The organism is Burkholderia sp. Ac-20379 (assembly GCF_017104645.1).
In the GTDB taxonomy this organism is placed as follows: domain Bacteria; phylum Pseudomonadota; class Gammaproteobacteria; order Burkholderiales; family Burkholderiaceae; genus Burkholderia.
This window is the reverse complement of record NZ_JAAGPF010000002.1, coordinates 54,760-79,903: the sequence shown is the minus strand read 5'-3', so window position 1 is coordinate 79,903 and position 25,144 is coordinate 54,760. Positions and strand designations below refer to the sequence as shown.

Here is a 25,144-nt window from a genome sequence, read left to right as displayed (position 1 = left end):
CCTTTTCCTTCCAGTCGGGGAACAGCTCGCCGATCGCGCGCGGATCCATCACGGCGCCCGACAGGATGTGCGCGCCGATCTCCGAACCCTTCTCGAGCACGCAGACGTTGATCTCGCCGCCTTTTTCCTCCGCGAGCTGCTTCAGGCGAATGGCCGCCGACAACCCGGCCGGGCCGCCACCGACAACCACCACGTCGTACTCCATCGACTCGCGCGGGCCATATGTTTCCAGCCAATCACTTCGCATTGTCCGCCCGTGCTCCGTTCTGGCCACACTCGACCGCTTCGTTCAACGCCACGATTCGTGTGGCTCGCAGCAATACCGGGCGGTCGACCATCTTTCCGTCGACGGTGACGACGCCGCCATCCGATTCATGCATCGCCGCAACGACACGTTTCGCCCACCGCACCTCCGCCTCGCCGGGACGAAAGCAACGATGCACGAACTCGATCTGCCTGGGGTGAATGCAAAGCTTCGCACCGAATCCCAACTGCTTGCCATTGAATGCCTCGCGCTCGATGCGCTCGTCGTCCTGAATATCTGGCGTCACCCCGTCGATGGGCGATTCGATACCGGCGACACGGGAAATCAACGCAAGGTTGGCGCGGTGGTGATTCAGCGGCAAGCCATCGTCCGTCATGCCCATGTCCGCAATAAAGTCGAGCGTCCCGAACATCAGTCGCTTGACGTACGGCGCCTTTGCAATTTCCAGGGCGTTCCACATGCCGAGACCGCTTTCAATCAACGGATAAATCGGGAGGCGCCGGCGCGCAATCGCGACCGTCGCACAGACGTCCTCGGCGCTCTCGGCCTTCGGAATAACGATGCCGGCAACGCCATCCAACGCGCCGAGTGCAGCATCGGCCTCGAACCACGGTGTGGTCCGCGCATTGATACGAATCAGTACCGGATGCTTGCGCGACACCCATTGCGCAATCGCTTCGCGCGCGGCCAGCTTCTCCGATGGCGCGACAGCGTCCTCCAGGTCGATGATGACGGCATCGGCACCGCTGCCCAGTGCTTTGTCAAAGCGCTCCGGCTTGTTGCCCGGCACGAAAAGATACGACTGCGCGAGAAATCCGGCATTCGGGCCGGCCTTCGCCGCAACAGTGACTGCGGGCGTAATGACATCAGACGGCATTGACGACCTCCGGTACCAGCTCGAACAAGTCGCCGACGATGCCGTAATCCGCGACGCTGAAAATCGGTGCCTCCTCGTCCTTGTTGATGGCGACGATGACTTTCGAGTCCTTCATGCCGGCCAGATGCTGAATCGCGCCGGAGATACCGACTGCGATGTAGAGCTGCGGTGCAACGATTTTCCCGGTCTGACCGACCTGATAGTCGTTAGGCACGTAACCGGCATCCACCGCGGCGCGCGATGCGCCCAGTGCCGCGCCAAGCTTGTCTGCCAGGGGCTCGAGCACCTTCGTATAGTTTTCGCCGCTCCCCAGGCCTCGACCACCGGACACGATGATTTTCGCGCTGGTCAGCTCCGGACGGTCCAGCTTGGTCACTTCCCGGCTCATGAACTGCGACTTGCCGCTATCGGGCGCCGCATCGATTTTCTCGACCTGAGCATTACCTCCATCGGCTGCAACCGGGTCGAAACCTGTCGCACGAACGGTGATGACCTTGATCGTATCGCTCGACTGCACCGTCGCAACCGCGTTGCCAGCGTAGATGGGACGCTCGAACGTATCGGCGCTAACGACAGTCGTGATGTCCGAAATCTGAGCGACGTCCAGCCTTGCAGCAACCCGCGGCGCCACGTTCTTGCCGTAGGCGGTAGCCGGCGCCAGAATGTGCGAGTAGTCCTTCGCGATATTCAGGACGGTCGCTTCGACGTTTTCCGCCAGGCCATCCGCAAGATGAGGCGCATCGGCCAACAGCACCTTGGAGGCGCCTTCAATCTTCGCAGCGGCGTCGGCCGCGCCTTGCGCATTGCTGCCCGCAACCAGGATGTGGATGTCGCTGCTGATTTTTCGGGCAGCCGCCATCGTGTTCAGCGTAGCCGCCTTGATGGACACGTTGTCGTGTTCGGCGATGATGAGAATCGTCATGTCGTGTATCTCCTCTTACAGCACTTTCGCTTCGGTCTTCAGCTTGTCGACCAGCGTCTTCACGTCAGCCACCTTGACACCTGCCGCGCGCTTCGGTGGCTCGGCGACTTTCAACGTCTTCAAGCGTTGTGTCGTGTCGACGCCAAGGTCTTCCGGCTTGACGGTTTCCAGGGGCTTTTTCTTTGCCTTCATGATGTTCGGCAGCGTGACGTAGCGCGGCTCGTTCAAGCGAAGGTCGGTCGTGACGACAGCAGGCAGTGTCAGCGCCAGTGTTTCCGAGCCGCCATCCACTTCGCGCGCCACCGTGACCTTGCCCTCGGCAATCGTGACCTTCGACGCGAAGGTGGCTTGCGGAAGGCCGGTCAGCGCAGCCAGCATCTGGCCGGTTTGGTTCGAGTCGTCGTCGATGGCCTGCTTGCCCAGAATCACCAGCTGGGACTGCTCCTTGTCTACCAGCGCCTTGAGGATCTTCGCCACCGCCAAGGGCTCCACGCCATCGCCCGCCTCCACCAGAATTGCACGGTCAGCGCCAATCGCCAATGCAGTGCGCAGCGTTTCCTGCGCCTGGGCGATCCCGATCGACACGGCAATCACTTCCGTGGCCGCACCTGCTTCTTTCAGGCGAACCGCCTCCTCGACAGCGATTTCGTCAAAAGGGTTCATCGACATCTTCACGTTCGAGATGTCGACCCCTGACCCGTCCGACTTCACACGAACCTTCACGTTGTAGTCGACTACCCGCTTCACCGGCACCAGAATCTTCATGTCTGTCCCCTCCTCTGTCGTCATATGGAACACAAGGGGTTATTACACGTTGAATCGAGCCAATCGACCACTACCGATTGGCTCTGCCGGTCATAGGGCATACCTATTGGTCGCCACATGTTTGGGCCACGTACCGGGCCGAAATCGCCCCGAACCGTGGTCAACGGGATTGGCGTGTCACGCTGCGGGTTCTTGTTTGATTGCGGCAAAGCGCGCGGTGGCCTGCATTGCCAGCGCACCACTTGCATCCAGCACTCGCAGATTGACGACATCGCGTTCGTCAGTGGCGATCGCCTGCAACTCGAATGCCTCGTCGGCCACCAACGGATTGACGCCCTTGAACTCGAAGCCCTCGAGCCGGCAGTCGGGACGGCGTGCACACACAAAGTTCTGCAGCAAGGTTGCCGTCAGCGGGCCTTGCACGACGAGGCCGCGATAACCCTCAATATCGCGGGCATAGGCTGCGTCGTGGTGAATTCGGTGGCCGTTGAAGGTCAGCGCGGAGTAACGGAACAGCATCGTGCTGTCTGCCCTGATCGTTTCGCGATGGTCGACGAGCACATCCTCGGCTGGCTCTGGCACTCGGTTCGACGACGACGCCTCGCGGTAGACGATGTCCTGCTCTTCCCGGATGCAGTCGTGGCCATCGACGCTGATGACATGCTCCACGGTCACGAAGCACAGCTTGCCTGCACGCCCTTCCTTGTTCGCAAGCTTGGTGATACGACTCGTCCGGGTCGCGTCTACGCCTACCGGCAAATCTCGCAGGTAGTGAATGCGGCTGCCTGCCCACATGCGCCGCGGCAACGGCACGGGCGGGAGAAAGCTGCCTGCCTGATCCCGACGCGGGTGGCCGTCCTCGGCCAGTTGGCTGCGCGGTGCGATTGGATTGAAGAACAGCCATTGCCAGCCCGCCGGTAGCGGCGCGCCGTCATCGATGTCGGCGGAAAGGTCCAGCGTCGCCGCCAGCGCGCGCAGGCGGCCCGCATCGATCCTCTCGCGGAGCACTTCGGTACGGCTCGTCCAGTTTTCAAAGGTACTGTCGAAGTCCATCGGGTTCTCTATCGCTATTGATTTCATGTAACGCAGGCTTCAACGCGCGAGCTTCGCCTCTGCGGCCAGTTCCTCTCGGCGCTTCGCGCTCGCTCTCGCAGCGCCCAACACGACGCCGCCAAGGATGCCGGCAATACCGAGCGCGATGAAGGACGGGCCGAACCCGGGCGAGAGCGACTTCGCATAGCCGACGATCAACGGCCCGAGAAATTGCCCGGTGAAGCTGCCGCCGCCAATCACGACGCCCACCGCCGGCACGGCCTTGCGCAGCGGCAGAATCTCCGTCAGATACGACGAGATGAGCGGCGTCGGCATCTTCAGCATGAAGCCGACTGCGAGAATCAGCGCGATCTGCAGGTACAGCAGGTCCGCGTGGATATGTGCAAGCACACAGAGCATGACGCCCGAGACGATCATCGGCACCGCGGCGTGCCAGCGACGCTCCTGGTGGCGCTTGTCCGAGCGGTTCGTGATGTAGTAGATGCCGAGCATCGACATGATGAACGGCGCACCCGACAGCACACCCACCATCATCCCGCTGATGCGCGCGTCGGACTTGAAGATGGTCGGCAACCACAACGTCAGGCCATACAGAATGACCTGGCTGCAGGCGAAGCCGAACGTCAGCATCCACACCGACGGTTCCTTGAAAATCGAGAGCCACGAATCGACTTCCCGGTCGTTGTACGCCGCCTGCTCTTCCGCAAGGCCGGCTTCGATTTTTTGCCGGTCGGGATTCGACAGCCAACGCGCAGCCTCCAGGCTCCTCGGGACGGACAGAAACCAGACGAGGCAGAACAACACCGCCGGCAGACCTTCGACGACCATCATCACGCGCCAGTTATGGTGCGCGAGTACAGCCGCGGAAATCGGGCCGGCGAGAAAGCCGCCCGCGGCCACGCTCAGGTTCCACACGCCGAACGCACGGCCGCGCTCGGGCTTGAGAAACCATTGAGCCAGCAGCATCGACGTCGCGGCGTAAATCGGCCCCTCGGCGAGGCCGAGAACGAAGCGGATGATCAGCAGCTCCTGAAACGTTCTCGCGAAGCCGGTCAGCATGGCGATGCAGCCGAACGCGACCAGGCAGATGCCGATGAGCTTGCGCGGCCCGAGCCGTAGCGACAGCAGTCCCGCCAGTAACTGGGTAACGATGTAGCCCCAGGCGAACGCGCCACCGATCCAGCCCGCCTGCACGGAAGTGAGATGCATCTCCTTCGTGATGTACGGCAGCGCCATGCCGACATTGACACGGTCGAAGAATGAAATCATGTACATGATGAAGGCCGCCGGCATGATGATGAGCCAGCGCTTCTTCAGCGTGTCGGAAATTGGAATCGTGGTGTTCGCATTCATTGTCGTGTCTCCTGTGGATTACCGCTGTTTCGCGGTGTCCGTCGTTTTTTGATTGGTCTCAGCCGAAGGTCGGGTCGTGTTCCACGCCTGCCACGATGCCGGCATCGTGAAGCCGCCCTACCGCACCGCTATCGAGGCCCAGGACCTCGAGAAGAATTTCGTCCGTGTGCGTGCCCAAGTACGGCGCGGGTGCCGTACGTTCCCGCGCCAGACCCGCGGCGCGAACCGTGGCGCCCGCGCTGAGGTGGTCACCGATACCTGGCGTCGACACACGCTCGAACACCGGGTTTTCAATCGATACGCGCCGGTCGCTTGCGATAAGCTCCGACACCGTCTGATACTGCCCCCAGCACACCTTGTTTTCTTCGAGCGCGACTTTCGCCTCGGCGAAGTCCCGGCCCGCGAACCAAGGTTCGACGAGCGCTGCAATTGCGTCTCTCGCCTCGAAGCGCTGCGCCTCGTCCGAGAAGTCGAGATTCAGTCGTGCCTGGAGCGCATCGAGAGGCTCCGCGATTCCGCAGCAACGCACCAGCCCCTGCCATTGTCCACTCGAGATAGCGACCACCATGACGCGCTGTCCATCGCGCGTCGCGAAATCCCGTCCGAACGCACCGTACAGGTGGTTGCCGATCGAGGGCCGTTCCTGTTGCAGCAATTCGGTCTCCGCCAGCACGCCCAGATGCGACAGTGCGGTGAATGCGACGTCCGACAGCGCCATCTTCAGCTCGCTGCCGGCGCCAGTCACTCGTCGATGGTTGACCGCAGCCAGGACGGAGAAGGCCGCCTGGTACGCACACGCGATGTCCCAAGCCGGGAGCACATGATTGACCGGGCGTTGCGCCGAGCCACCACCCGTGACGGCCGGATAGCCGGTGGCGCAGTTCACCGTGTAGTCGACGGCCGTACTGCCATCGCCGTTGCCTTGAATCGTGCAGGAAATCACGTCGGCGCGAAGCTTCTCCAGCACGTCGTGAGCCAACCAGGGCGTACCGAGGTTGGTCAGCAGGACACCCGCGTCCGGGCCGGGTGCCGCAACGAGCGCCTGAATCAGCTCTCGGCCTTCCGGCTTGCGCAGGTTCACGGCAAAGGAGCGCTTGCCTTTGTTCAACGAAGTCCAGTAAAGGCTGCGGCCCCGGCCATCGGCTTGAGGCATGCGCGGCATGCGGCCGTAGTCGATGCCGCCACCAATCATGTCGATGCGAATCACATCCGCGCCGAACTGAGCCAGCGTCATGCCCGCCAGCGGCGCGGCGATGAACGCGGAACTCTCGACGACCCGCAATGTATTGATGAAAGGATAGGTCATGGCTTACCGGAAGTTGGGCGTACGTTTTTCGACGAAGGCGCTGACGCCTTCTTTCGCGTCGTCGGTACAGAAGATGTGGTCGCTCTCCATCAGCGACTGGGACACCAGCGCTGCTTCCGGCGCATCGAAGCACGCATTGATGAGGCGTTTGGCGGAACGCATGGCTTGCGCGGGGCGTGTCGAGAGCAGCACGGCAAGCGCCTCAGCTTCCGACAACGCTGTGCCCCGGGCAACGACGTCGCTGACCAGCCCCCAATCCAGACCGGTCTGCGCGCTGATGGGCTCGCCGGTGAGCACCATGCGTTTGGCGCGCGCCTCGCCGATTTTTCGGGCTATCCGGTACGTGCCGCCGCTGCTCGGGAACAGGCCCAGCTTGATTTCCGGCAGGCACAACTGCACTTGCACTTCAGCAATGATGAAATCGCAACACGCGGCGATTTCCATCCCACCGCCGAAGGTGTATCCATTGAGCGCGGCGATGGTCGGCTTCGGGAACGAACGCAGTAGCTCGAACACCTTGTTCTGGAAGATGAGCTTTTTCTCGAGCACGGCGCCCGGGGTCTGCAGTTCGAGGATTTCCTTGATGTCGGAGCCGGCGCAGAATGCACGCTCTCCCGCGCCCGTCAGCACAAGGGCACGTACCTCATCATCGAGTTCGAGTTCGCGCAACGCGGCATACAGCTCGCGCGTGAGCGGCGCCGACACTACGTTCATCGGCGGATTGTCGAGCGTCACGACCGCGTGACGGCCGTTGCGCTGAATGCGGATTTTCGAAGGAGCGTTCATCAGGCACGCCCCCCGAAGATAGGAGACGAGCGGGTTACGCCTCGTCGTCCGCTACGCGAAAGCGCGCGGATTGCGTGTAGCGACTGCGTGGGTAGTAGCTGATGGTGACCTGCAGCAGTTGCTGATTCGCGTCGTAATAGAAGCGCGTCATCTGCAACGCTGCCTCGCCCGGCGATGTTTCCAGAATGGCCGACAACTCGGCGTCCAGCACCGTCGCCGTGACGTCCTGCCGGATTTCGCGCACCCGAACGTTGAACATCTTCTCGATGTTCTGATACACGGGCGTGTTCGAGACTGCCGGCTTCTGCTGAGCGGCCGCGTACCGAGGCGGCACGTAGATCTTCACGAAGCTCATCGGCAGGCTGTCGCCCGGCGATTTGCGAACGAAGGTTGCCTCGGAGAACAGCAGCCCCGGCTTGCATTCGAAGTGCTGCGCCAGTTCCGCGTCGGCGATCACCTCGCGAATCGACTGTGCATGCATCTCCGTCCCCTCGACGAACTGCAGCAAGTCCTCGGCCGAATTCAGCGCCTTGAAGCGCCCTTCTGCTTTCATCGGTTCCCGCACGATGGTGCCAATGCCTGGATGCGACGAAATCAAGCCGCGCTCCCGCAGCACGCGCAGCGCGAAGCGCACGGTCTGACGGCTGACGCCGTACCGCTCGGTCAACTCCTTCTCCGAGGGCAAGGTGCTCGCGGGCGGGTACTTGCCCTCGTGAATCTCGCGCGAGAGCATCTCCGCGAGCGTCGAGTACAGCGGCTGTTGCCCCGCGCTGCGCGACAGGCGTTCCGGCGCTGCGTCGGTAGTGGATGCCATGGGATCCTGTATGGGTAGCATGCTTCGAATGTGCGTATTGTCGCCCATTTTCCGTACCCATCAGCCAGGCGTCAGGATTTGCCAGGATGTCGTGATTCATACCGTGCCCCGCGTCAGACGGCAATGCCGTACTGAGCCAGTTCGGCCTCGGTGTAGCCCAGGCGCTCGACCAGGATTTCCCGGTTGTGGGCGCCCAGGGACGGGCCTGCCGAATCGATGCGGCCCGGCGTCTCGGTAAGCCGGCCGACCACGTTCTGCATCCCGATCGGCGCGCCGAGCTCGCTATCGGGCACATGGCAGATGTTCTCGCGCGCCTTGATCTGCGCATCCTCGAAAATCATCGACACGTCGTTGACCGGCGCCGCGGTCGCACCAAGCTCGTCCGAACGCTGCATCACCGTAGCCAGATCCATCCGGCCGATCGCCAGCTGGATTTGCTCGTCGAGCGCCTTGTCGTTGTCCAGGCGTGCCCGGTTGTCGATGAAGCGCGGGTCGACGATGAGATCCGGCCGCTCGATCATGGCGCAGATGCGCTCGAACGCCGCCTGGGAGCTGCCTGCAATCGCCAGCCACTTGCCGTCGGAGGTCTGATAGGTATTGCGCGGCGCCGTGAACGGCAAGCGGCTGCCGTTGCGCTCCTGAATCTGGCCCAGCTGGTCGTAGTTGACGACGTGCGGCCCGAGCAGCGTCAGCAGCGTCTCGTAGATGGCGAGGTCCACCACCTGCCCGCGGCCGGTACGACGCTTCTCGTTGAGCGCGACCATCGTGAGGAAGGCGGCCATCATGCCCGTGCTCGCATCGCCCAGCGCGAAGCCTGGCAGCAAGGGCGGCTGGTCCGGATTGCCGCTGATGAAGGCATACCCCGCATAGGCCTCGGCGAGTGTGCCGAAGCCGGGCTTGTGCCGATAGGGGCCGGTCTGCCCGAAGCCCGTGATGCGCACCATGATGAGGCCTGGATTGATTGCCTTCAGGGTGTCGTAGCCAAGGCCCCACTTCTCCAGCGTGCCGGTGCGGTAGTTCTCGATGACGATGTCGACGTCCTTGACCAGACGCTTCACCGCTTCGGCACCTATTTCGGTCTTCAGGTCGAGCGTGATGGAGCGCTTGCCGCGGTTCAGCACCTTGTAGAACAGGCCGACGCCGTCCTTCGTCTCGCCCCAACGGCGGATTTCATCACCCACATCAGGCCGCTCGACCTTGATGACGTCTGCGCCGTGGTCGGCCAGGAACATGCCGCACATCGGCGCTGCCAGGAAGTTGGAGATGTCGAGGACCTTCACGCCTTCGAGCGCCCGGGCCGGTTTTTCGGTAAGAGTCGTCATGCTATTTGTCCGCCTGTTCTAATGTACGTACATTCTCACAGGTGAGGCTGCACTCCCAAAATCAGAGTAAACCCGAGCATTGGATGACGGTAGGTGAGGAGCAGCCCCTTGGCTAGCCGCGAACTTCCGCTCTTCCGCTCCGTTTAGTTGGCGAGTGGCGACGCAGGTCGAAGCGCGCCGACCGAGGTCACGATGGATTTGATTGTCGAGGTTGCCCGTGAGAGGAAGCGTCCGAGACAACCTATGCGGACGGCGATGGGCTCATGGCCTAGCGTGCGAGATGGCAGCTCGCCATCGCGCATGCGGAGATGGTGATACTTGCGTACCGTACCGGCGGGAGGACCTCTGCATGTTCCGCGTGGGCCGGACAGCAGTTGCTTCGCAGCCGAGAATAGCGCGAGAGGACTGGATGAACGAGGAGTGTTGGACCACGCCGCCAATCGAACGACGTCCATTGGCCAAGCACATCCCGCGCCCAAAGATGCTGGTTGATTGCGCTTCGGGGCGGGATACCCTTTTTCAAATCACCACATTCGACGACCTCTCCCGCGAGACGCAACGTTGTTCGATTGCAGGCCACGGACGGGTCATCTTCAATCGAGTTTCGCTGGCGCCATCTTCGGTGAGATTGCATGGAAGATGACAAACGCAATCAGATACGCCGACCCGCCAATCACAAACAGCACCCAATATTGGCCAGTACGCTGCAGGAGTTGTCCCACGAACTCCGCGAACAACACGCTGCCGAGAGACCCCACCATGCCACCAATACCAACGACTGCGCCCACGGCACGGAGCGGGAAAACGTCCGACACCGTCGTGAACATATTCGCTGACCACCCTTGATGAGCAGCCGTCGCGAGGCCCACGATGCTGACTGCAACCCACAGGTTCGACACGTGCGAAACGAAGGCGATGGGCAAGACGAGACTTGCACAGATAAGCAACGCAATCTTGCGCGCACCATTCACACTGAAGCCTGCGTTGAGAAGCGCCGACGAAATCCAACCTCCACCGATACTCCCCACGGTCGTAATCGCGTAGATAACCACCAGCGGCATACCGATGTGCTGCATGTCCATCCCACGCGACTCGTTAAGCCACTTGGGAAGCCAAAACAGGTAGAACCACCAAATCGGATCGGTGAGAAATCTAAATCAGGGTACGTTTACCGGGCACCGGGCTGCCCATCACAGATAGGCGGAACGCCGCGCGTTGGTCGGCATATAGAGCCGGAACTCCCCGTCGAACGCCGGCGTCACGCCCCCCGTCGTTTCGCCCGATGCGCGCAGCAGGTAGTCCAATGCCGCGATCGCCTGACCGTCCGGATCCTGATCGATGACCAAATCCATCTGCCTCGCGTCGAGAAGCCGCCGGTGCACGTCATCGATCTCGTGCCCGACCCACGTGACGCGTCCGAGCCGTCCCGCGCGCTTCAACGCCGACTCGATCCCTTCCGCGCCATCGCCGGTGCTGTAAATCCCCTCGATCGGCTGCTCGCGCAGCGTGCTTTGCACGGCGGCGTAGCAACGGCTGGGGTCGTCGCGCGTGTCGGCGTCCGGCACGATTGCGCGGCAACCCGGAAAGTGTTCGGCCAGTTCGTCGACACAGCCGCGCACCCGCTCCCGGTGCGCGAGGTAGTCTCGCACCGCCGGCAGCACCAACACATTGCCCACGCCGCCGCAGAAGCGCCCCAGCGCGTAGCCGGCCGTTCGCCCGGCCTCGTAATGATCGATGCCGACATAGCGGCGCCGGTCGACCTCCGGCAGATCGGACACCACCGTGACGACCGGCACACCGGATGCCGCGACGGCTGAAAGCGCGGCAATCGTCGACGGCGACGACGGCGACGCGATGATCAGCCCCGCCCGCGGATAAGGCGGCGACACCATGGCCTGCGTGAACTCGTCCGGGCGGTCGTCGACGCGCAGCCGGTGCACGACGATGCGCTGGTCGAGCGCCGAGATCGCGCGCTGCAGCGCGGCGTCGATCCTGCGAAAGAACGGCGTGTGATTGATTGGCAACACCACGTCGACATGCACGATCCCGTGACGGGTATCCGGCAGCCGGCGCGTGACGCCAAGCCGGGCGGCGGCGGAGACAACCCGTTCACGGGCGGTCGCCGACACGCTTCCACGCTCGTTCAATACGCGATCGACCGTCGCTTCGCTGACGCCCGCCTCCGCGGCGATATCCGCGAAACGTGGCGCCCGCTTGCGCCGGGCTTTCGACGGTGTTTCCGCCATGTGATGTGCTCCTAACGTTGCTCCGTTCGTTTATCCGAAACAGCCGGTTCCAGCAAGGATATTGCGCCTGCAATTTTGACGATTTCTCGTCAATCACGGCGTTGCGACGCTATTACGCCGCCCCTATCCTTGCAGCCAATTCGAGCGACCGCCGGCGCCACCGAGGCCCGCGCCCGCGAGGCGACGTCTCCATTTCCCTAGCCCGCATCAGACCGTGAAAACCGCTCCCCGGACCTCCCGCATCGTCGCTGCCTACGGCCTCGTCGCGGCGACATGCTCCGCCCCCGCACACGCGGAACCCGCCACCGCTGCCGAGCCCGCCACCACGTCCGCCGGCCTGACCACCCGCCCGTACCTGTTCGGCGATTGGGGCGGTGCACGGTCGGCGCTCGCCTCGCGCGGCATCGATTTCGATGTCGGCCTGACCAACGAGCTTGCGCACAACTTCGCCGGCGGCGACCGGCGCCTGACGCGCGCGGCAACGCAGGTGGCCGCGGGCATGACCGCCGATCTCGACAAGCTGTGGGGCATCCGAAACACCACGTTCGCGTTCACGATGACGGACCGTTTCGGCCGCAGCGTCGATGCCGATGCGCATTTCGGCACGAGCCAGCAGACGCAGGAGATCTACGGGCGCGGTCAAACGGTCTGGCTGACGAAGCTGACGCTGGAGCGCAAGTTCTTCGATGGGCGCCTCGCGATCGAAGCGGGCCGGGACAGCGAAGGCAGCGATTTCGACGCGGCCGATTGCCATTTCCAGAACCTGAGCCTGTGCGGCCCGCAAGGCCCGAATCTGTACGGCACTTACTGGATGAGCTACCCGGGCAGCGTGTGGATGGCGCGCGCGACCGTGCTGACCAGTGCCGCGACTTACGTGAAGTTCGGCATCTATCAGCAGAACCCGACCTACTACGACGCATCCTGGGAACACCACAACGCGTGGAAGCCGATCAGCCCCGGCGGCAATACCGGCGTCGTGCTGCCCATCGAATTCGGCTGGCTGCCGATGCTCGGCGGCTACGAGGGCAGTTACCGGATCGGCGCGATGCTGAACACGGGCGGCATGCCCGACATCCTGGAAGATGAGAACGGCGGGCAGCGCGCGATCAGCGGCCTTTCCGCGAAGCGCAGCGGAGCAAGCTACAACGCGTTCGTCGCGATCAATCAGCGCGTGAGCGGCAGCAACGGCGGCGAGGGGCTGCGCGTCGGCCTGCGCGCGGTCGCCGGCGATCGCGCCACGTCGGTGCTCGACCGTCAGATCACGTTGTCGTTCGAATACGACCGGCCGTTCCATCGCGCCGGGGACCGTTTCGGCATCGGCTTCGCCGCCACCCACACGAGCAGCCGCGAGGCCGCCTACCAGCTCGAATACAACGCACTGCACCCCGGCGACGCGAGCCCGGTCGGGCATGGCTACGAGTACGCGACGGAAGTGTTCTACAGCTGGCAGGTGGTGCCGTCGATCGCGCTGCAGCCGAACCTGCAGGTGGTGCTGCACCCCGGCGGCACGCCGGCGAACCGCACCGTGTTTGTCGCGGGCATGCGGACCACCGTCGCGTTCTGAGCGCCCCGATTCCATCACGACGGCCAGCCGCGCCGTCGCCCCACGATACGAAGGATCCCTATGGACCGCAGACAGGCACTGACCACGATTGCCGCGCTGACGGCCGGCTCCGTGCTGACCACGACCGAGGCGGAAGTCGTCTCGAACGGCCAGCCGTGGACGCCCGGCGAAGCCAATCTCGCTGGACTCGAGCAAACGGGCGACTCGCTCGAATATCTGACGCAGGCGGAATTCCGCACCGTCGGCGCGATCGCCGATCGCTTCATTCCCGCCGACGAGACCAGCATCGGCGGCAAGGAAGCGGGCTGTGCCAGCTTCATCGATCGGCAGCTCGCCGGCGATTTCGGCCGCGCCGCGACGCAGTATCGGCTCGGCCGCTTCATCAAGGGCACGCCGGAGCAAGGGCCGCAGTCTTCGCAAACGCCGGCCGAGCGCTACCGCCAAGGGCTCGCCGCGCTCGACGCGCATTGCCGCGGGGCGCTCGGCGCACCGTTCGCCGATCTGCCGGGCGGCAAGCAGGACGAGGTGCTGTCGCAGATGGAGGCCGGCACGCTCGCGCTCGGCCCGGACGTCGAGGTCAAGCCCTTGTTCGAGCTGCTGTTGCAGAACGTGCGCGAAGGCTTTCTGTCGGATCCGATCTACGGCGGCAACCGCGGCATGGCGAGCTGGAAGATGCTCGGCTTCCCCGGTGCGCAGTACGACTTCCGCGACGTCCTCGATCAAAAGGGCCGCAAGCTCGACATCATCCCGATCAGCCTCGTCGACAACGCGTCGTGACGCCGCCCGTGCGCGATCCGCACGGCGGCGGGCGCCGTCACCGGCCCCGCCGCCGGCCGCGGCACGCCGCGTTCGCCGCATTGCCGCATGCGCGCCGGCCTTCCGCCAGGCGCGAGCGGCACGAACAGAACATGCCGGGCATTCACCCGCCCGCCCCCACCTCAAGGTTGTGTAGTCATGGCAAATAAACGCCCGAAAGCAGATGCCGTCATCGTCGGACTGGGCTGGTGCGGCTCGCTGATGGCCGAGGAACTGACCCGGATGGGCCTGAACGTGGTCGCGCTCGAACGCGGCCCGTGGGTCGAGACCGCAATCGACTTTCCCCCGTCGATCGATACCGACGAGCTGCGCTGGGACACGCGCCGCAGCCTGCTGCTGCCGCCCGCCGTCGAGACCTCGACGTTCCGGAACAACCGCGGCCAGCGCGCACTGCCGTCGCGCGACTGGAACCTCAACGAGATGGGCTACAACGTCGGCGGCTCGGGCACGCACTGGGCCGGGATGGCCTGGCGCTTCTCGCCGTTCGACTTCCAGCCGTACAGCAAGACGATGGCGCGCTATGGCGCCAAGCAGATCGCGCCCGGCCTGATCCTGCAGGATTGGGGCGTCACCTACGACGATCTCGAGCCGTTCTACGATCGCTTCGAGCGCATCGCCGGCGTATCGGGCCAGGCCGGCGTGTTGAACGGCAAGGTGGTGCCCGGCGGCAATCCGTTCGAGGGCAGCCGCTCGGCGGACTATCCGCTGCCGCCGCTCAAGAGCATGCGGCTCACCGACATCTTCAACGACGCGACCAGGAAACTCGGCTACCACCCGTTCATGGTGCCGGCCGGCCACGCCTCGCAGCCGTACACCAATGCGCTCGGCGTCAAGATGGGCCCCTGCACCTACTGCGGCTACTGCCTCTACTACGGCTGCGGCAACTTCTCGAAATCGAGCCCGAACGCGTGCGTGATCCCGGCGCTGATGCAGCGCCCGAACTTCTCCGTGATCACGAAGGCGGCCGTCACGCGCGCCACGCTCGCGCCGGACGGCAAGACGGCCACCGGGGTGCAGTACATCGACGAGCACGGCGAGACCTGGGAGCAACCGGCCGACATCGTGGTGTTCTCGGCGTTCCAGATGCAGAACGTGCGGCTGTTGCTGCTCTCCGGCATCGGCAAGCCGTACAACCCGCTGACGGGCCACGGCACCGTGGGCCGCGCCTACAACTTCCAGACCGTGTCCGGCGCGAACGTGTTCTTCGATAACGAATACCTGAACACGTTCATGGGCGCCGGCGCGCTGTCGCAGCAAATCGACGATTTCAACGGCGACAACTTCGACCACACCGGCCTCGGGTTCATCGGCGGCGCCGGGATTCTGGTGGTGGCGCGCGGCGCACGGCCGATCGGCAATGCCGATTTCCTGCCGCCCGGCACGCCGCGTTGGGGCAAGGATTGGAAAAAGGCGTACACGCACGCGTTCCAGAACGCGGCCGGAATCTTCGGGCAGGGCACCAGCTACTCGCACGTCGACAGCTACCTGGATCTCGATCCCGAATACAAGGACGCGCATGGGTTGCCGCTGATCCGCGTGACCTACGACTACAACGACAACGATCGCCGCTCGGCCGTGTTCATCGAGGAAAAGAGCGTCGAGATCGGCAAGGCGATGGGCGCCAAGCTCGTGCAGGGCACCAATTCGGCATCGGCCCACTACTCGCCCTACAACCTCGCGAGCGACCACACGATCGGCGGTGCGGTGATGGGCGACGATCCGGCCACCAGCACGCTGAACCGGTTCCAGCAAAGCTGGGACGTGCACAACGTGTTCGTGCTCGGCGCGTCGTCGTTCCCGAACAACGCGGGCTACAACCCCACCGGCACGATCGGCGCGCTGACGCTGTGGACCGCGCAGGCGATCCGCGAACAGTACCTCGCGAAGCGCGGGCCGCTGGTCGCGGCGCACGCCTGATCGCTCGACCGTCAGCGCTCATTTCTCGGATACCACGATGATTCGTCCTTCGTTCTCCCGTTTGCCTCGCACGCGGCCGGCAGCGCTTGCGCTGTCGCTCGCGGCTGCCGCGCTCGCCGTCGTCACGGCCGGCACTGTCTCCACCGCCGCCGTCGCGGCCGAATCGTTCGCCGCGCCGGCGGCATCGGCGGCCTCCGCCGTGCATCCGGCGATACCGCACGCCACGGCGCCGGCGCCGGCCAGCGACGCGAACCTCGCCGCGATCCGCCACGGTGAGTACATTGCCCGCGCGGCCGACTGCGTGGCCTGCCACACCGATCCCGAGCACAATCGCCCGTTCGCGGGCGGCTATCCGTTGCAGACGCCGTTCGGCAAGCTGCTGGCCAGCAACATCACGTCCGACCCGAAAACCGGCATCGGCGGTTGGACGGAGGCGGAATTCACGCGCGCGGTGCGCGAGGGGCGCGGCCGGCATGGCGAGTATCTGTACCCGGCGATGCCCTACACCGACTACGTGAAGATCAGCGACGCGGACATGCACGACTTGTGGGCGTATATCCGCACCGTGCCGCCGGTCGATCACGCGGTGGAATCGAACCAGTTGCCGTTCCCGTTCAACATCCGCCTGCTGATGTTCGGCTGGAACCTGCTGTTCTTCGACCGCACGCCATTCACGGCGCCGGCCGGCGCGTCCGCGCAGCTCGCGCGTGGCGCGTATCTGGTGCAGGGCGCGGGCCATTGCGAGGCCTGCCACACGCTGCGCAACGCGTTCGGCGGCCCGAAGGGCGGTGCGTTCCTGAATGGCGGCGACCTGGCCGGCTGGCACGCGCCCGACCTCACGAGCAACCGCTACACCGGCATCGGCGCATGGAGCGATCAGGACATCGCCGACTACCTGAAGACGGGCGGGAATCACGCGGCGATCGCGTCGGGCCCGATGGCCGAAGCGGTGACGAACTCCACGCAGTACCTGACCGACGGCGACCTGAAATCGATCGCGGTGTATCTGAAATCATTGCCCGCCTCGCCGAACGTGCGCCCGCAGCCGTTGCCGCGCACCGACCCGGCGATGATGCTGGGCCAGCGCGTCTACATGTCGAACTGCATCGCCTGCCATGCGAGCAGCGGCGCCGGCATTCCCGGCATCGCGACCCGCTTCCCCGCGCATCCGGGCATCCAGGCGCCATCGGCGCGCAGCGTGGTGACCACCGTGCTGATGGGCGGACGCGGCGCGGTCACGCAGTCGAATCCGACCGGCGGCGCGATGCCGTCGTTCGCGTGGAAGCTGTCCGACGCGCAGGTGGCCGCCGTATCGACCTACGTGCGCAACACTTGGGGCAACGCCGCGCCGGCCGTCAGCGCCGACGACGTGAAGGACGCGCGCAAGTCGCTCGGCGCGCGCCAGCAACTGCGCGTGTCGGCGGCGCATTGAGCGCGCGCCGCCGCTAATACGTCGAGCGGGCCGGCGTCATGCCCGCCCGCTCGAGAACCCGCCCATGCGCCCGCCTCCATCGCCTCCGGCCAATGCGGCCGTCTCAGCGATCCGTGCCGAACAGGCGCGCGATGCCGCCTTCGATATGCGCCCGCATCGCGCGGCGCGCATCGTCGGCATCGCCGCGGTCGATCGCCTCGACGATGCACGCATGCTCGTCGATCACATGCCGACGGCGCGGCGCGGACGGCGTGGGCGACAGCTCGCGCACGAGCCGGATGCTGAACTGCATCTGTTCGAGCAACGCGCCCACGGTGTGGGCGAAAAAGCGGTTGCGGGTAGCCTGCGCGATCGCCGTGTGGAACGCAATGTCGTGCTCGATGCCGGACGCGCCGTCGTCGAACGCCATCGCGAGCCGCCGCTGGCTGTTTTTCAGCTTGACGATAGCGACCCGATCGCCAACCGTCGCCGCGCATGCCGCGCACTCCCCCTCGACGCTGAGCCGGAATTCGAGAAACGCGCGCACGTCGGGAATGCTGTTCAGCGTCGCGAAGGCGATCTCGTGCAACGCGCCCGCGGCCTGTCCGACGTAGTTGCCCGAACCCTTGCGCGCATAGATACGCCCCTCGGAACGCAGCCGCGCCAGCGCCTGCCGAAGCACCGGCCGCGACACCCCGAAGCGCTCGGCCAGCACCAGCTCCGACGGCAGCCGCGTGCCGGGCGCGTAATCGTTGCTGCCGAGCAGGGCGAGCAATTGGTCGTACGCGTATTCGTCGCGTGTGTGGGCGGAAATCTTCGACGAGTCTCGTATCGAATACATCGCAATCCTGATGATGGGTTCGGGTGGTACGAACCACCGTACGCAGCTCGGCGAAGGCTGTCAAACAACTTCGTCGAATTGTTTGACAGCCGGTTCGACGCCGCAAAAAATGCGATGCATCGAATCACTCTACCCCGCATCGACATGCCCCTGATCACTGCGATCCGTACCCTGCGCCTGCCCGAGCGTCCGAAGCTCGTGTGGGTGGAAATCGACACCGACGATGGCCGCACCGGCCTCGGCGAATCGTTCCGCGGCGCGCAGGCGATCGAGGCCGTGATCCACGACGAGATCGCCCCCCAAGTGCTCGGCACCGATGCCGCGCATGTCACCGCGATCTCGTCCCGGCTGCTCGCCAACTATGTCGGCTTCAACAGCAGCGGCGCGGAGACGCGCGCCGCGAGTGCGGTGGATATCGCGCTGTGGGATCTGGCCGCGCAGCGCGCCGGCGTGCCGCTCGCCGTAGCACTCGGCGGCCGGGCCCGCGAGCGCGTGCGCGTGTACAACACCTGCGCCGGCTACGACTTCAACACCGCGAACGGCGGCCGCCGCTCGATCGGCGCGCACGACACGAGCGCCGGCCCGTACGACGATCAGCTCGCGTTCATGCGCGATGCCGGCGCGCTGGCCGAGAGCCTGCTGGCCGAAGGCTATGCCGCGATGAAGATCTGGCCGTTCGACGATTTCGCCGCACGCGATCCGCATCACATCTCGCTCGCGGATCTGAAGACCGGACTCGAGCCGTTCCGGCGCATCCGCCAGGCGGTGGGCGAGCGCATCGAGATCATGTGTGAATTGCACAGCCTGTGGTCGACGCGCGCCGCCGCACGCATTTGCGACGCACTCGCCGACATCGGCGTGCTGTGGGTGGAAGACCCGATCGCGAAGATGGACAACGCGGCCGCCGTGGCCGACCTGCGTCGCCAGACCCGCGCGCCGATCTGCGGCGGCGAGAACCTGGCCGGCGCCACGCGCTTTCGCGACATGCTCGCCGCCGATGCACTCGACGTGGTGATGCTCGATCTGACCTGGTGCGGCGGCCTCAGCGAAGCACGCAAGATCGCCACGCTCGCCGAAACCTGGGCCAAGCCGCTCGCGCCGCACGACTGCACCGGGCCCGTCTCGCTGATGGCTGGCCTGCAACTCTCGCTGCACGCGCCCACCGCGATCTTCCAGGAAGTGGTGCGCGCCTCGCTGGCGAGCTGGTATCCGACCATCGTCGACCGCTTGCCGCGCATCGTGGACGGCCACGCACTCGCGCCGACCGACGCCGGGCTCGGCACCGCGCTGCGCCCGGAGGTGTGGCAGCGGCCCGGTGCGATGGTGCGCACGAGCGGCCAGCCGGAGCGCTAAGGGCCCCACACAAGACATGTAACCGATCCGGCGCGTCGCCTTCCCGGCAGACATCGCACGAACGAGGCCGCAAGAGCCTGCAGCACCTGAGAGACCGCAGCAAGCAGCATCACGTTTTGCACAACGAAGTAACAGAAGCAGGCAACTGCATCAGAACCGACCGGCATTGCGGCACCGCCGGCATAACGAGAATGGAGAGACACAGAATGAATCAGCCCATCCGCCAGCCCGGCCGCCGTGCGTTCATGAAGGGTACGGCCGCCGTGGCCACGCTCGCCGCTACCGGCCTGCCTGTGCTCGCGCACGCCTACCCGGCCGGTCAGCCCGTGCCCGAACTCGTCGCGCAATCGCCCGAGCATCTGTGGAATGCCGTGACGTTCACGCGCGGCGGCCGCATGTTCGCCGGGCTGCCGCGCTGGCCCGGCTTCACCGACACGCCGTCGGTCGTCGAGATCCTGCGCGACGGCAGCCTGCGCCCCTATCCGGGCGGCGGCTGGAACGACTGGAAGCGCGGCGGCGACGCCACGCACGCGTTCGTGTGCGTGAACACCGTGCACTGCTTCGACGGCGTCCACCTGTGGGTGGTCGATACCGGCTCGGTGCCGCTCGAGGCGCCGCTCGGCCAGCGCGGCGCGCAGAAGCTCGTGAAGATCGACACCCGTACCGACCGCGTGGTGCAGACCTACACGTTCGACGATCTGTTGAGCGGCGACGCGTCGCTGAACGACCTGCGGATCGGCGGCGACACGATCTATCTGACCGAATCGGGCGTGGGCTCGATCGTCACGATCGACACGCGCACCGGCACGATGCAGCGCCGCCTGACCGGCGACAAAAGCACCGTGGCCGACCCGTCACGCCCGAAGCTGGGCCGCGCCGACAAGCCGATGACGCTGCCCGACGGCAAGCCGCAGGTCACCAACGCGGACCCGATCGAGCTGAGCCCCGACCACCGCTGGCTCTATTACCAGGCCGCCTCGGGCCCGCTGTATCGCGTGGCGACGCGGGACCTGCTCGATACGTCGCTGCCGGAGGGGGCGCTCGCGGCGAAGGTCGAATACGTGTACGACACGCCCACGCTGGGCGGCACGGCGATGGACAGCCACGGCAACCTGTTCATGGCCGAGGCGAACCGCCCGCGCATCTCGGTGCTCGCTCCCGACGGCACGCTGCGCGTGCTTGTGGAAGACGACCGGCTGTGGGGCGGCGACGCGCTGTTCATCACGCCCGACCGCTATCTGTACATCCCCCTGTCGCAGGTGCCCGACCTGCAGTTCGTGCAGGGCCCCGGTGGCCAGGATCACACCACGCGGCCGTTCAAGATCTATCGCGTGAAGCTGCCGACCCGCTACGGCGGCCCTATCGCGGCATGAAGCCCGCCATCGGCCCCGTCCCATCTGCAGCCACTCAATCCTCCCCATGAGCGCCGACCGACTCCACGACGCCGCGCCCGCGCCTCGCGCGGGCCGACTCTCCGCATTGCGCCGCTTCGCGGCGAACCACGCTCGCTATGAAGTGATCGCGATCATTTTCGTGGTGATGACCGTCAATCAGGCCGACCGCGCCACGCTGTCGATCTCGGGCAGCCCGATGTCGGCCGAGCTGCATTTCGGCTATGCGCAGCTCGGCTGGCTGTTTTCGGCATTCGCTTGGGCCTACATGCTGTTCCAGCTCGCGGGCGGTTGGGCGCTCGACCGCTTCGGCGCGAAGCGTGTTTACGCGTGCGGCATCTTCCTGTGGTCGGCGTTCACATTCGCGATCGGATTTGCACCGCTGCTCGGCGAACGGCTCGCCTACGCGGCGATCTTCGGCATGGTGTTCCTGATCGGCGTGGTGGCCGCGCCGTGCTTCCCGGCCAACAGCAAGATCGTGGCCGCCTGGTTTCCGACCGCCGAGCGCGGCACCGCGTCCGCGATCTTCAACGCCACGCAGTATTTCGCGGCGGCCGTATTCTCGCCGCTGCTCGCGCTGCTGGCCGTGGAAGCGGGCTGGCGCGCGATCTTCATCGTGATGGGCGCGATCGGCGCGGCGGCCGGCACGCTGTTCGTGCTGCGCATGCATGCACCGCTCGACCATCCGACGCTCGGCCGCGCCGAACTCGACGCAATGCGCGCGGGCGGTGCGACGCTGCGAATGGACGCGTCGCCGGGTGCAAGCCCGGGCTCGGGCGCGAACGATGGCCCCCCCACCGATTCCACGTTCTCCACGTTGCGCCGGCTGCTCACGCACCGCACCCTGCTCGGCATCTACTTCGCGCAGTACTGCATCAGCGCGCTTACGTTCTTCTTCCTGACCTGGTTCCCCATCTATCTGATCCAGGCCCGCCATATCTCGCTGCTGCACACGGGCCTGCTGGCCTCGATCCCGGCGATCTGCGGCTTTGCAGGCGGCCTGCTCGGCGGCGTGCTGTCCGACTGGCTGCTGCGCCGCACCGGTTCGCCCACCATCGCGCGCAAGACGCCGATCTACCTCGGCATGGCGATGGCCTGTGCGATCGTGGCCTGCAATTACGTGAACACCACCGCGCTGGTGGTGACGTTCATGGCCATCGCGTTCTTCGGCAAGGGCATGGGCGCGCTCGGCTGGGCCGTGGTGGCCGACACCAGCCCCGCCGCCGCAAGCGGCCTGAACGCTGCGCTGTTCAATACCTTCGGCAGCCTGGCCGGCATCACCACGCCGCTTGCCATCGGATTTCTGGTGAGCCGCCTGCATTCGTTCGACGCGGCACTGATGTTCGTGGGTGCGCACGCGCTGCTCGCCGCGCTCAGCTATCTGCTCGCGGTGGGCGAGATCCGGCGCGTGACGCTGTAGTCGCGCACGCCCCGACGAACCAGACCCGCTTTTGACCATTTCGACAATGAAACCCATCAATCGCAGACAAGCGCTCAAAACCGGCCTGGTGCTGATTGCCAGTGCGACGGCCGCCTCGATCTTCCGGCCCGTCGACGCCGGCCCTGCCGAGGGCGACGCCTACGCCGGCACCTTCACCGGCGGCGTACCGTGGAAATCCCGCCCGATCGTGCTGCCCGAGCCGGTGACGGACGATGCGCGCGTGTTCTTCACCGATGCCGAAGCCGCGCTCGTCGCAGCCATTCAGGAGCGCCTGATTCCGGCCGACGAGCTCGGCATGAGCGCGGTCGAAGCCGGCTGCGTGCGCTTCGTCGATCATCAGCTTGCCGGCCCGTTCGGCCAGGCCGCCTCGCGCTATCAGCGCGGCCCGTTCCGCGAAGGCACGCCCGAGCAGGGCAGCCAGTCGCGGTCGACACCGGCCGACACGTATCGCCGCGGCCTGGCCGAATTCGACGCGCATGTGCGCGAGCACACCGGCCACACGTTCGCCGAACTCTCGCCCGACGCGCGCGACGCCTTCCTCGAACGCATGGAAGCCGGCGACGTGCGCTTTCGCGACGTGGACGGCCGGGCGTTCTTCGCGCTGCTGCTGCAGAACGTGCGCGAAGGCTATCTGGCCGACCCGATCTACGGCGGCAATCGCGACATGGTGGGCTGGAAGATGATCGGCTTCCCCGGCGCGCGCTACGACTACCGCGACTACCTCGGCCAGATCGGCAAGACCATCGCGATCCAGCCGGTCAGCCTGATCGATCACGCATGAGCGCCGCGCACGCACCGAACCCCAAGCAGGAGCCCCACGCATGAAGTACACCCGCCCTCACGCGGACGTCGTGATCGTCGGCCTCGGCTGGTCCGGCAGCACGATCGCCGAGGACCTGACGCGCGCCGGCCTGAACGTGGTCGCGATCGAACGCGGCGCCTGGCGCGATATCGACAACGACTATCCGACCACGATCGACACCGACGAGCTGCGCTGGTCGGTGCGCCGCGAGATCCTCGCGCCGCCCTCGCTCGAAACCTACACGGTGCGCAATCGCAGCGACCAGATCGCCCTGCCCGCGCGCGAATGGAACAACTGGACGCTCGGCTACAACGTCGGCGGCGCCGGCACGCACTGGGCCGCGGCCAGTTGGCGCTTCAATCCGTGGGATTTCGAGGTGCGCACGCGCGTGCTCGAACGCTACGGCGCGAAGCAACTGGTCGACGGACTGATCGTGCAGGACTGGGGCGTCACCTATCGCGAACTCGAAGCGGATTACACGCGCTTCGAGCAGATCGCGGGCACCTCGGGCCAGGCCGGCGTGGTCGACGGCCAGCGCATCGCGGGCGGCAATCCGTTCGAAGGCTCGCGCTCGACACACTACCCCACGCCGCCCACCGTGCGCAGCCGCTGGAACACCGTGTTCGCCGACACGGCCAGCAAGCTCGGCTATCACCCGTTCCCGGTGCCGGCCGGCACCGTTTCGCAGGCCTACACGAATCCGCTCGGCGTGCGGATGGCGCCGTGCACCTATTGCGGCTATTGCCAGTTGTTCGGTTGCGGCAACTGGTCGAAATCGAGCCCGAACGCCTGCGTGATCCCCGCGCTGATGCAGCGGCCCAACTTCACGATGGTGACCGAATCGGAGGTCATGAAGGTCGAACTGGCGCGCGACCGGCGCACCGCGCGCGGCGTCACGTTCGTCGATTCGAACGGCAACGAGGGCTTCCAGCCGGCCGACATCGTCGTGATCGCCGCCTATCAGCTCGACAACGTGCGGCTGATGCTGCTGTCGGGCATCGGCAAGCCGCACGATCCGGCCACCGGCGAAGGCGTGGTCGGCCGCGCGTACTGCTTCCAGACCTTGTCGTATGCCTACGTGCATTTCGAGAACGAGAAGCTGAACCCGTACATCAACACCGGTGCGCTCGCCACGCAGATCGACGATTTCAACGCCGACAACTTCGACCACAGCGGCCTCGGCTTCATCGGCGGCGCCGGCATTCAGGGCCTGTCGAATTCTGGCTTGCCGATCGGGCTGTCCGGCACGCTGGCGCCCGGCGCGAAGCAATGGGGCTCGGGCTGGAAGAAGGCGTTTCGCCATGCTTACCAGAACTACGCGATGATCCAGGGCCAGGGCACGAGCTATTCGCATCGCTCGCAATACCTCGATCTCGATCCGACCTACACCGATCGTCACGGCCGCCCGCTGCTGCGGATGACCTACAACTACAACCTCAACGACCAGCGCTCGGGCGCATTCATCCGCGACCGCTGCCGCGAGATCGCCGTGGCCACCGGCGCGAAGCACATCGAGGCCGTCTCGTTCGCGGACAACAACTACAGCCCGTACACGCCGAACGATTCGTCGCACACGATCGGCGGCGCCGTGATGGGCACCGACCCGCGCACCAGCGCGCTGAATCGCTATCAGCAAAGCTGGGACGTGCACAACGTGTTCGTGCTCGGCGCGTCGTCGTTCCCGAACAACGGCGGCTTCAACCCGACCATCACGATCGGCGCGCTCGCGCTGTGGACTGCGCGCGCGATTCGCGAGCGCTATCTGAAGGATCCCGGCCCGCTGGTGCGGATCTAGCCGATACGCAAGACATCAAGGCCGCCGTGCGCGGCCGCAACCCACCCGGCGGTGGCCAAGGCCGTCGGCCGCCGCCCGATAAGGACGCATCCCGCCGGGATCGC

21 protein-coding genes and 1 pseudogene are annotated in these 25,144 nt (G+C 65.5%); 9 read left to right on the top strand and 13 right to left on the bottom strand.

What is annotated here, in order from left to right; all coding sequences use genetic code 11:
• The 12 genes and pseudogenes from G3N92_RS00605 to G3N92_RS00550 form a co-directional block, all read right to left on the bottom strand.
• Nucleotides 1–247: FAD-dependent oxidoreductase (locus G3N92_RS00605; RefSeq protein ID WP_206125499.1), on the bottom strand; the 247-nt coding region annotated here is incomplete at its 3' end.
• Entirely contained in the window at nucleotides 237–1,142 is a 906-nt protein-coding gene (locus G3N92_RS00600) for a CoA ester lyase (RefSeq protein ID WP_206125498.1), read from the bottom strand. The genes G3N92_RS00600 and G3N92_RS00605, both read right to left, overlap by 11 nt.
• Nucleotides 1,132–2,064 carry an electron transfer flavoprotein subunit alpha/FixB family protein gene (locus G3N92_RS00595; protein ID WP_206125497.1) on the bottom strand — a complete coding sequence of 311 codons (933 nt, stop codon included), beginning with the start codon at nucleotides 2,062–2,064 and terminating at the stop codon, nucleotides 1,132–1,134. The genes G3N92_RS00600 and G3N92_RS00595 overlap by 11 nt, the downstream gene beginning before the upstream one ends.
• A gap of 15 nt (nucleotides 2,065–2,079) precedes the next feature.
• Entirely contained in the window at nucleotides 2,080–2,829 is a 750-nt protein-coding gene (locus tag G3N92_RS00590; RefSeq protein WP_206125496.1) for an electron transfer flavoprotein subunit beta/FixA family protein, read from the bottom strand.
• A 177-nt stretch (nucleotides 2,830–3,006) separates the two neighbouring features.
• A complete protein-coding gene (locus G3N92_RS00585) occupies nucleotides 3,007–3,882 on the bottom strand; it encodes a MaoC family dehydratase N-terminal domain-containing protein (protein ID WP_206125495.1) in 876 nt (291 codons plus the stop codon).
• A gap of 39 nt (nucleotides 3,883–3,921) precedes the next feature.
• Nucleotides 3,922–5,235 carry an MFS transporter gene (locus G3N92_RS00580; RefSeq protein ID WP_206125494.1) on the bottom strand — a complete coding sequence of 438 codons (1,314 nt, stop codon included), beginning with the start codon at nucleotides 5,233–5,235 and terminating at the stop codon, nucleotides 3,922–3,924.
• Nucleotides 5,236–5,293: 58 nt separating this feature from the next.
• Complete coding sequence (locus G3N92_RS00575) at nucleotides 5,294–6,541, bottom strand: CoA transferase (protein WP_206125493.1); 1,248 nt, start codon at nucleotides 6,539–6,541, stop codon at nucleotides 5,294–5,296.
• 3 nt (nucleotides 6,542–6,544) lie between these two features.
• Nucleotides 6,545–7,327, bottom strand: a complete 783-nt coding sequence (locus tag G3N92_RS00570; RefSeq protein ID WP_206125492.1) for an enoyl-CoA hydratase-related protein — start codon at nucleotides 7,325–7,327, stop codon at nucleotides 6,545–6,547.
• Between the two features lie 34 nt (nucleotides 7,328–7,361).
• Complete coding sequence (locus G3N92_RS00565) at nucleotides 7,362–8,189, bottom strand: GntR family transcriptional regulator (RefSeq protein WP_241014475.1); 828 nt, start codon at nucleotides 8,187–8,189, stop codon at nucleotides 7,362–7,364.
• A 65-nt stretch (nucleotides 8,190–8,254) separates the two neighbouring features.
• Entirely contained in the window at nucleotides 8,255–9,463 is a 1,209-nt protein-coding gene (locus tag G3N92_RS00560; RefSeq protein ID WP_206125491.1) for a CoA transferase, read from the bottom strand.
• Between the two features lie 593 nt (nucleotides 9,464–10,056).
• A pseudogene (locus G3N92_RS00555) lies at nucleotides 10,057–10,617 on the bottom strand (MFS transporter); the annotation flags it as partial.
• A gap of 36 nt (nucleotides 10,618–10,653) precedes the next feature.
• Entirely contained in the window at nucleotides 10,654–11,709 is a 1,056-nt protein-coding gene (locus G3N92_RS00550; RefSeq protein ID WP_206125490.1) for a LacI family DNA-binding transcriptional regulator, read from the bottom strand.
• Nucleotides 11,710–11,923: 214 nt separating this feature from the next.
• Between G3N92_RS00550 and G3N92_RS00545 the strand changes: the two genes are divergently transcribed.
• The 4 genes from G3N92_RS00545 to G3N92_RS00530 all read left to right on the top strand — a co-directional run bounded on the left by G3N92_RS00545 (nucleotide 11,924) and on the right by G3N92_RS00530 (nucleotide 17,438).
• Nucleotides 11,924–13,273, top strand: coding sequence for a carbohydrate porin (locus tag G3N92_RS00545; protein ID WP_206125489.1), 1,350 nt, complete (start codon nucleotides 11,924–11,926; stop codon nucleotides 13,271–13,273).
• Nucleotides 13,274–13,333: 60 nt separating this feature from the next.
• Nucleotides 13,334–14,050: a gluconate 2-dehydrogenase subunit 3 family protein gene (locus G3N92_RS00540; protein ID WP_206125488.1), complete on the top strand. Its 717-nt coding sequence runs from the start codon at nucleotides 13,334–13,336 to the stop codon at nucleotides 14,048–14,050.
• A 177-nt stretch (nucleotides 14,051–14,227) separates the two neighbouring features.
• The gene (locus G3N92_RS00535) at nucleotides 14,228–16,006 is read left to right on the top strand and encodes a GMC family oxidoreductase (protein ID WP_206125487.1); all 1,779 of its coding nucleotides are present in this window, start codon (nucleotides 14,228–14,230) and stop codon (nucleotides 16,004–16,006) included.
• Nucleotides 16,007–16,043: 37 nt separating this feature from the next.
• Nucleotides 16,044–17,438, top strand: coding sequence for a cytochrome c (locus G3N92_RS00530; RefSeq protein WP_206125486.1), 1,395 nt, complete (start codon nucleotides 16,044–16,046; stop codon nucleotides 17,436–17,438).
• Nucleotides 17,439–17,541: 103 nt separating this feature from the next.
• Here the strand turns inward: G3N92_RS00530 and G3N92_RS00525 are convergent, their stop codons facing one another.
• Nucleotides 17,542–18,258 carry a FadR/GntR family transcriptional regulator gene (locus G3N92_RS00525; protein WP_206125485.1) on the bottom strand — a complete coding sequence of 239 codons (717 nt, stop codon included), beginning with the start codon at nucleotides 18,256–18,258 and terminating at the stop codon, nucleotides 17,542–17,544.
• Between the two features lie 144 nt (nucleotides 18,259–18,402).
• Between G3N92_RS00525 and G3N92_RS00520 the strand changes: the two genes are divergently transcribed.
• The 5 genes from G3N92_RS00520 (at nucleotide 18,403) to G3N92_RS00500 (ending at nucleotide 25,040) form a co-directional block, all read left to right on the top strand.
• A complete protein-coding gene (locus G3N92_RS00520; protein ID WP_206125484.1) occupies nucleotides 18,403–19,611 on the top strand; it encodes a mandelate racemase/muconate lactonizing enzyme family protein in 1,209 nt (402 codons plus the stop codon).
• A gap of 206 nt (nucleotides 19,612–19,817) precedes the next feature.
• Entirely contained in the window at nucleotides 19,818–20,984 is a 1,167-nt protein-coding gene (locus G3N92_RS00515; protein ID WP_206125483.1) for an L-dopachrome tautomerase-related protein, read from the top strand.
• A 46-nt stretch (nucleotides 20,985–21,030) separates the two neighbouring features.
• On the top strand, nucleotides 21,031–22,422 hold the full coding sequence (locus tag G3N92_RS00510) for an MFS transporter (RefSeq protein WP_206125482.1): 1,392 nt from the start codon (nucleotides 21,031–21,033) through the stop codon (nucleotides 22,420–22,422).
• 46 nt (nucleotides 22,423–22,468) lie between these two features.
• On the top strand, nucleotides 22,469–23,224 hold the full coding sequence (locus G3N92_RS00505; protein WP_206125481.1) for a gluconate 2-dehydrogenase subunit 3 family protein: 756 nt from the start codon (nucleotides 22,469–22,471) through the stop codon (nucleotides 23,222–23,224).
• 40 nt (nucleotides 23,225–23,264) lie between these two features.
• The gene (locus tag G3N92_RS00500; protein ID WP_206125480.1) at nucleotides 23,265–25,040 is read left to right on the top strand and encodes a GMC family oxidoreductase; all 1,776 of its coding nucleotides are present in this window, start codon (nucleotides 23,265–23,267) and stop codon (nucleotides 25,038–25,040) included.
• Nucleotides 25,041–25,144: the final 104 nt, after the last annotated feature.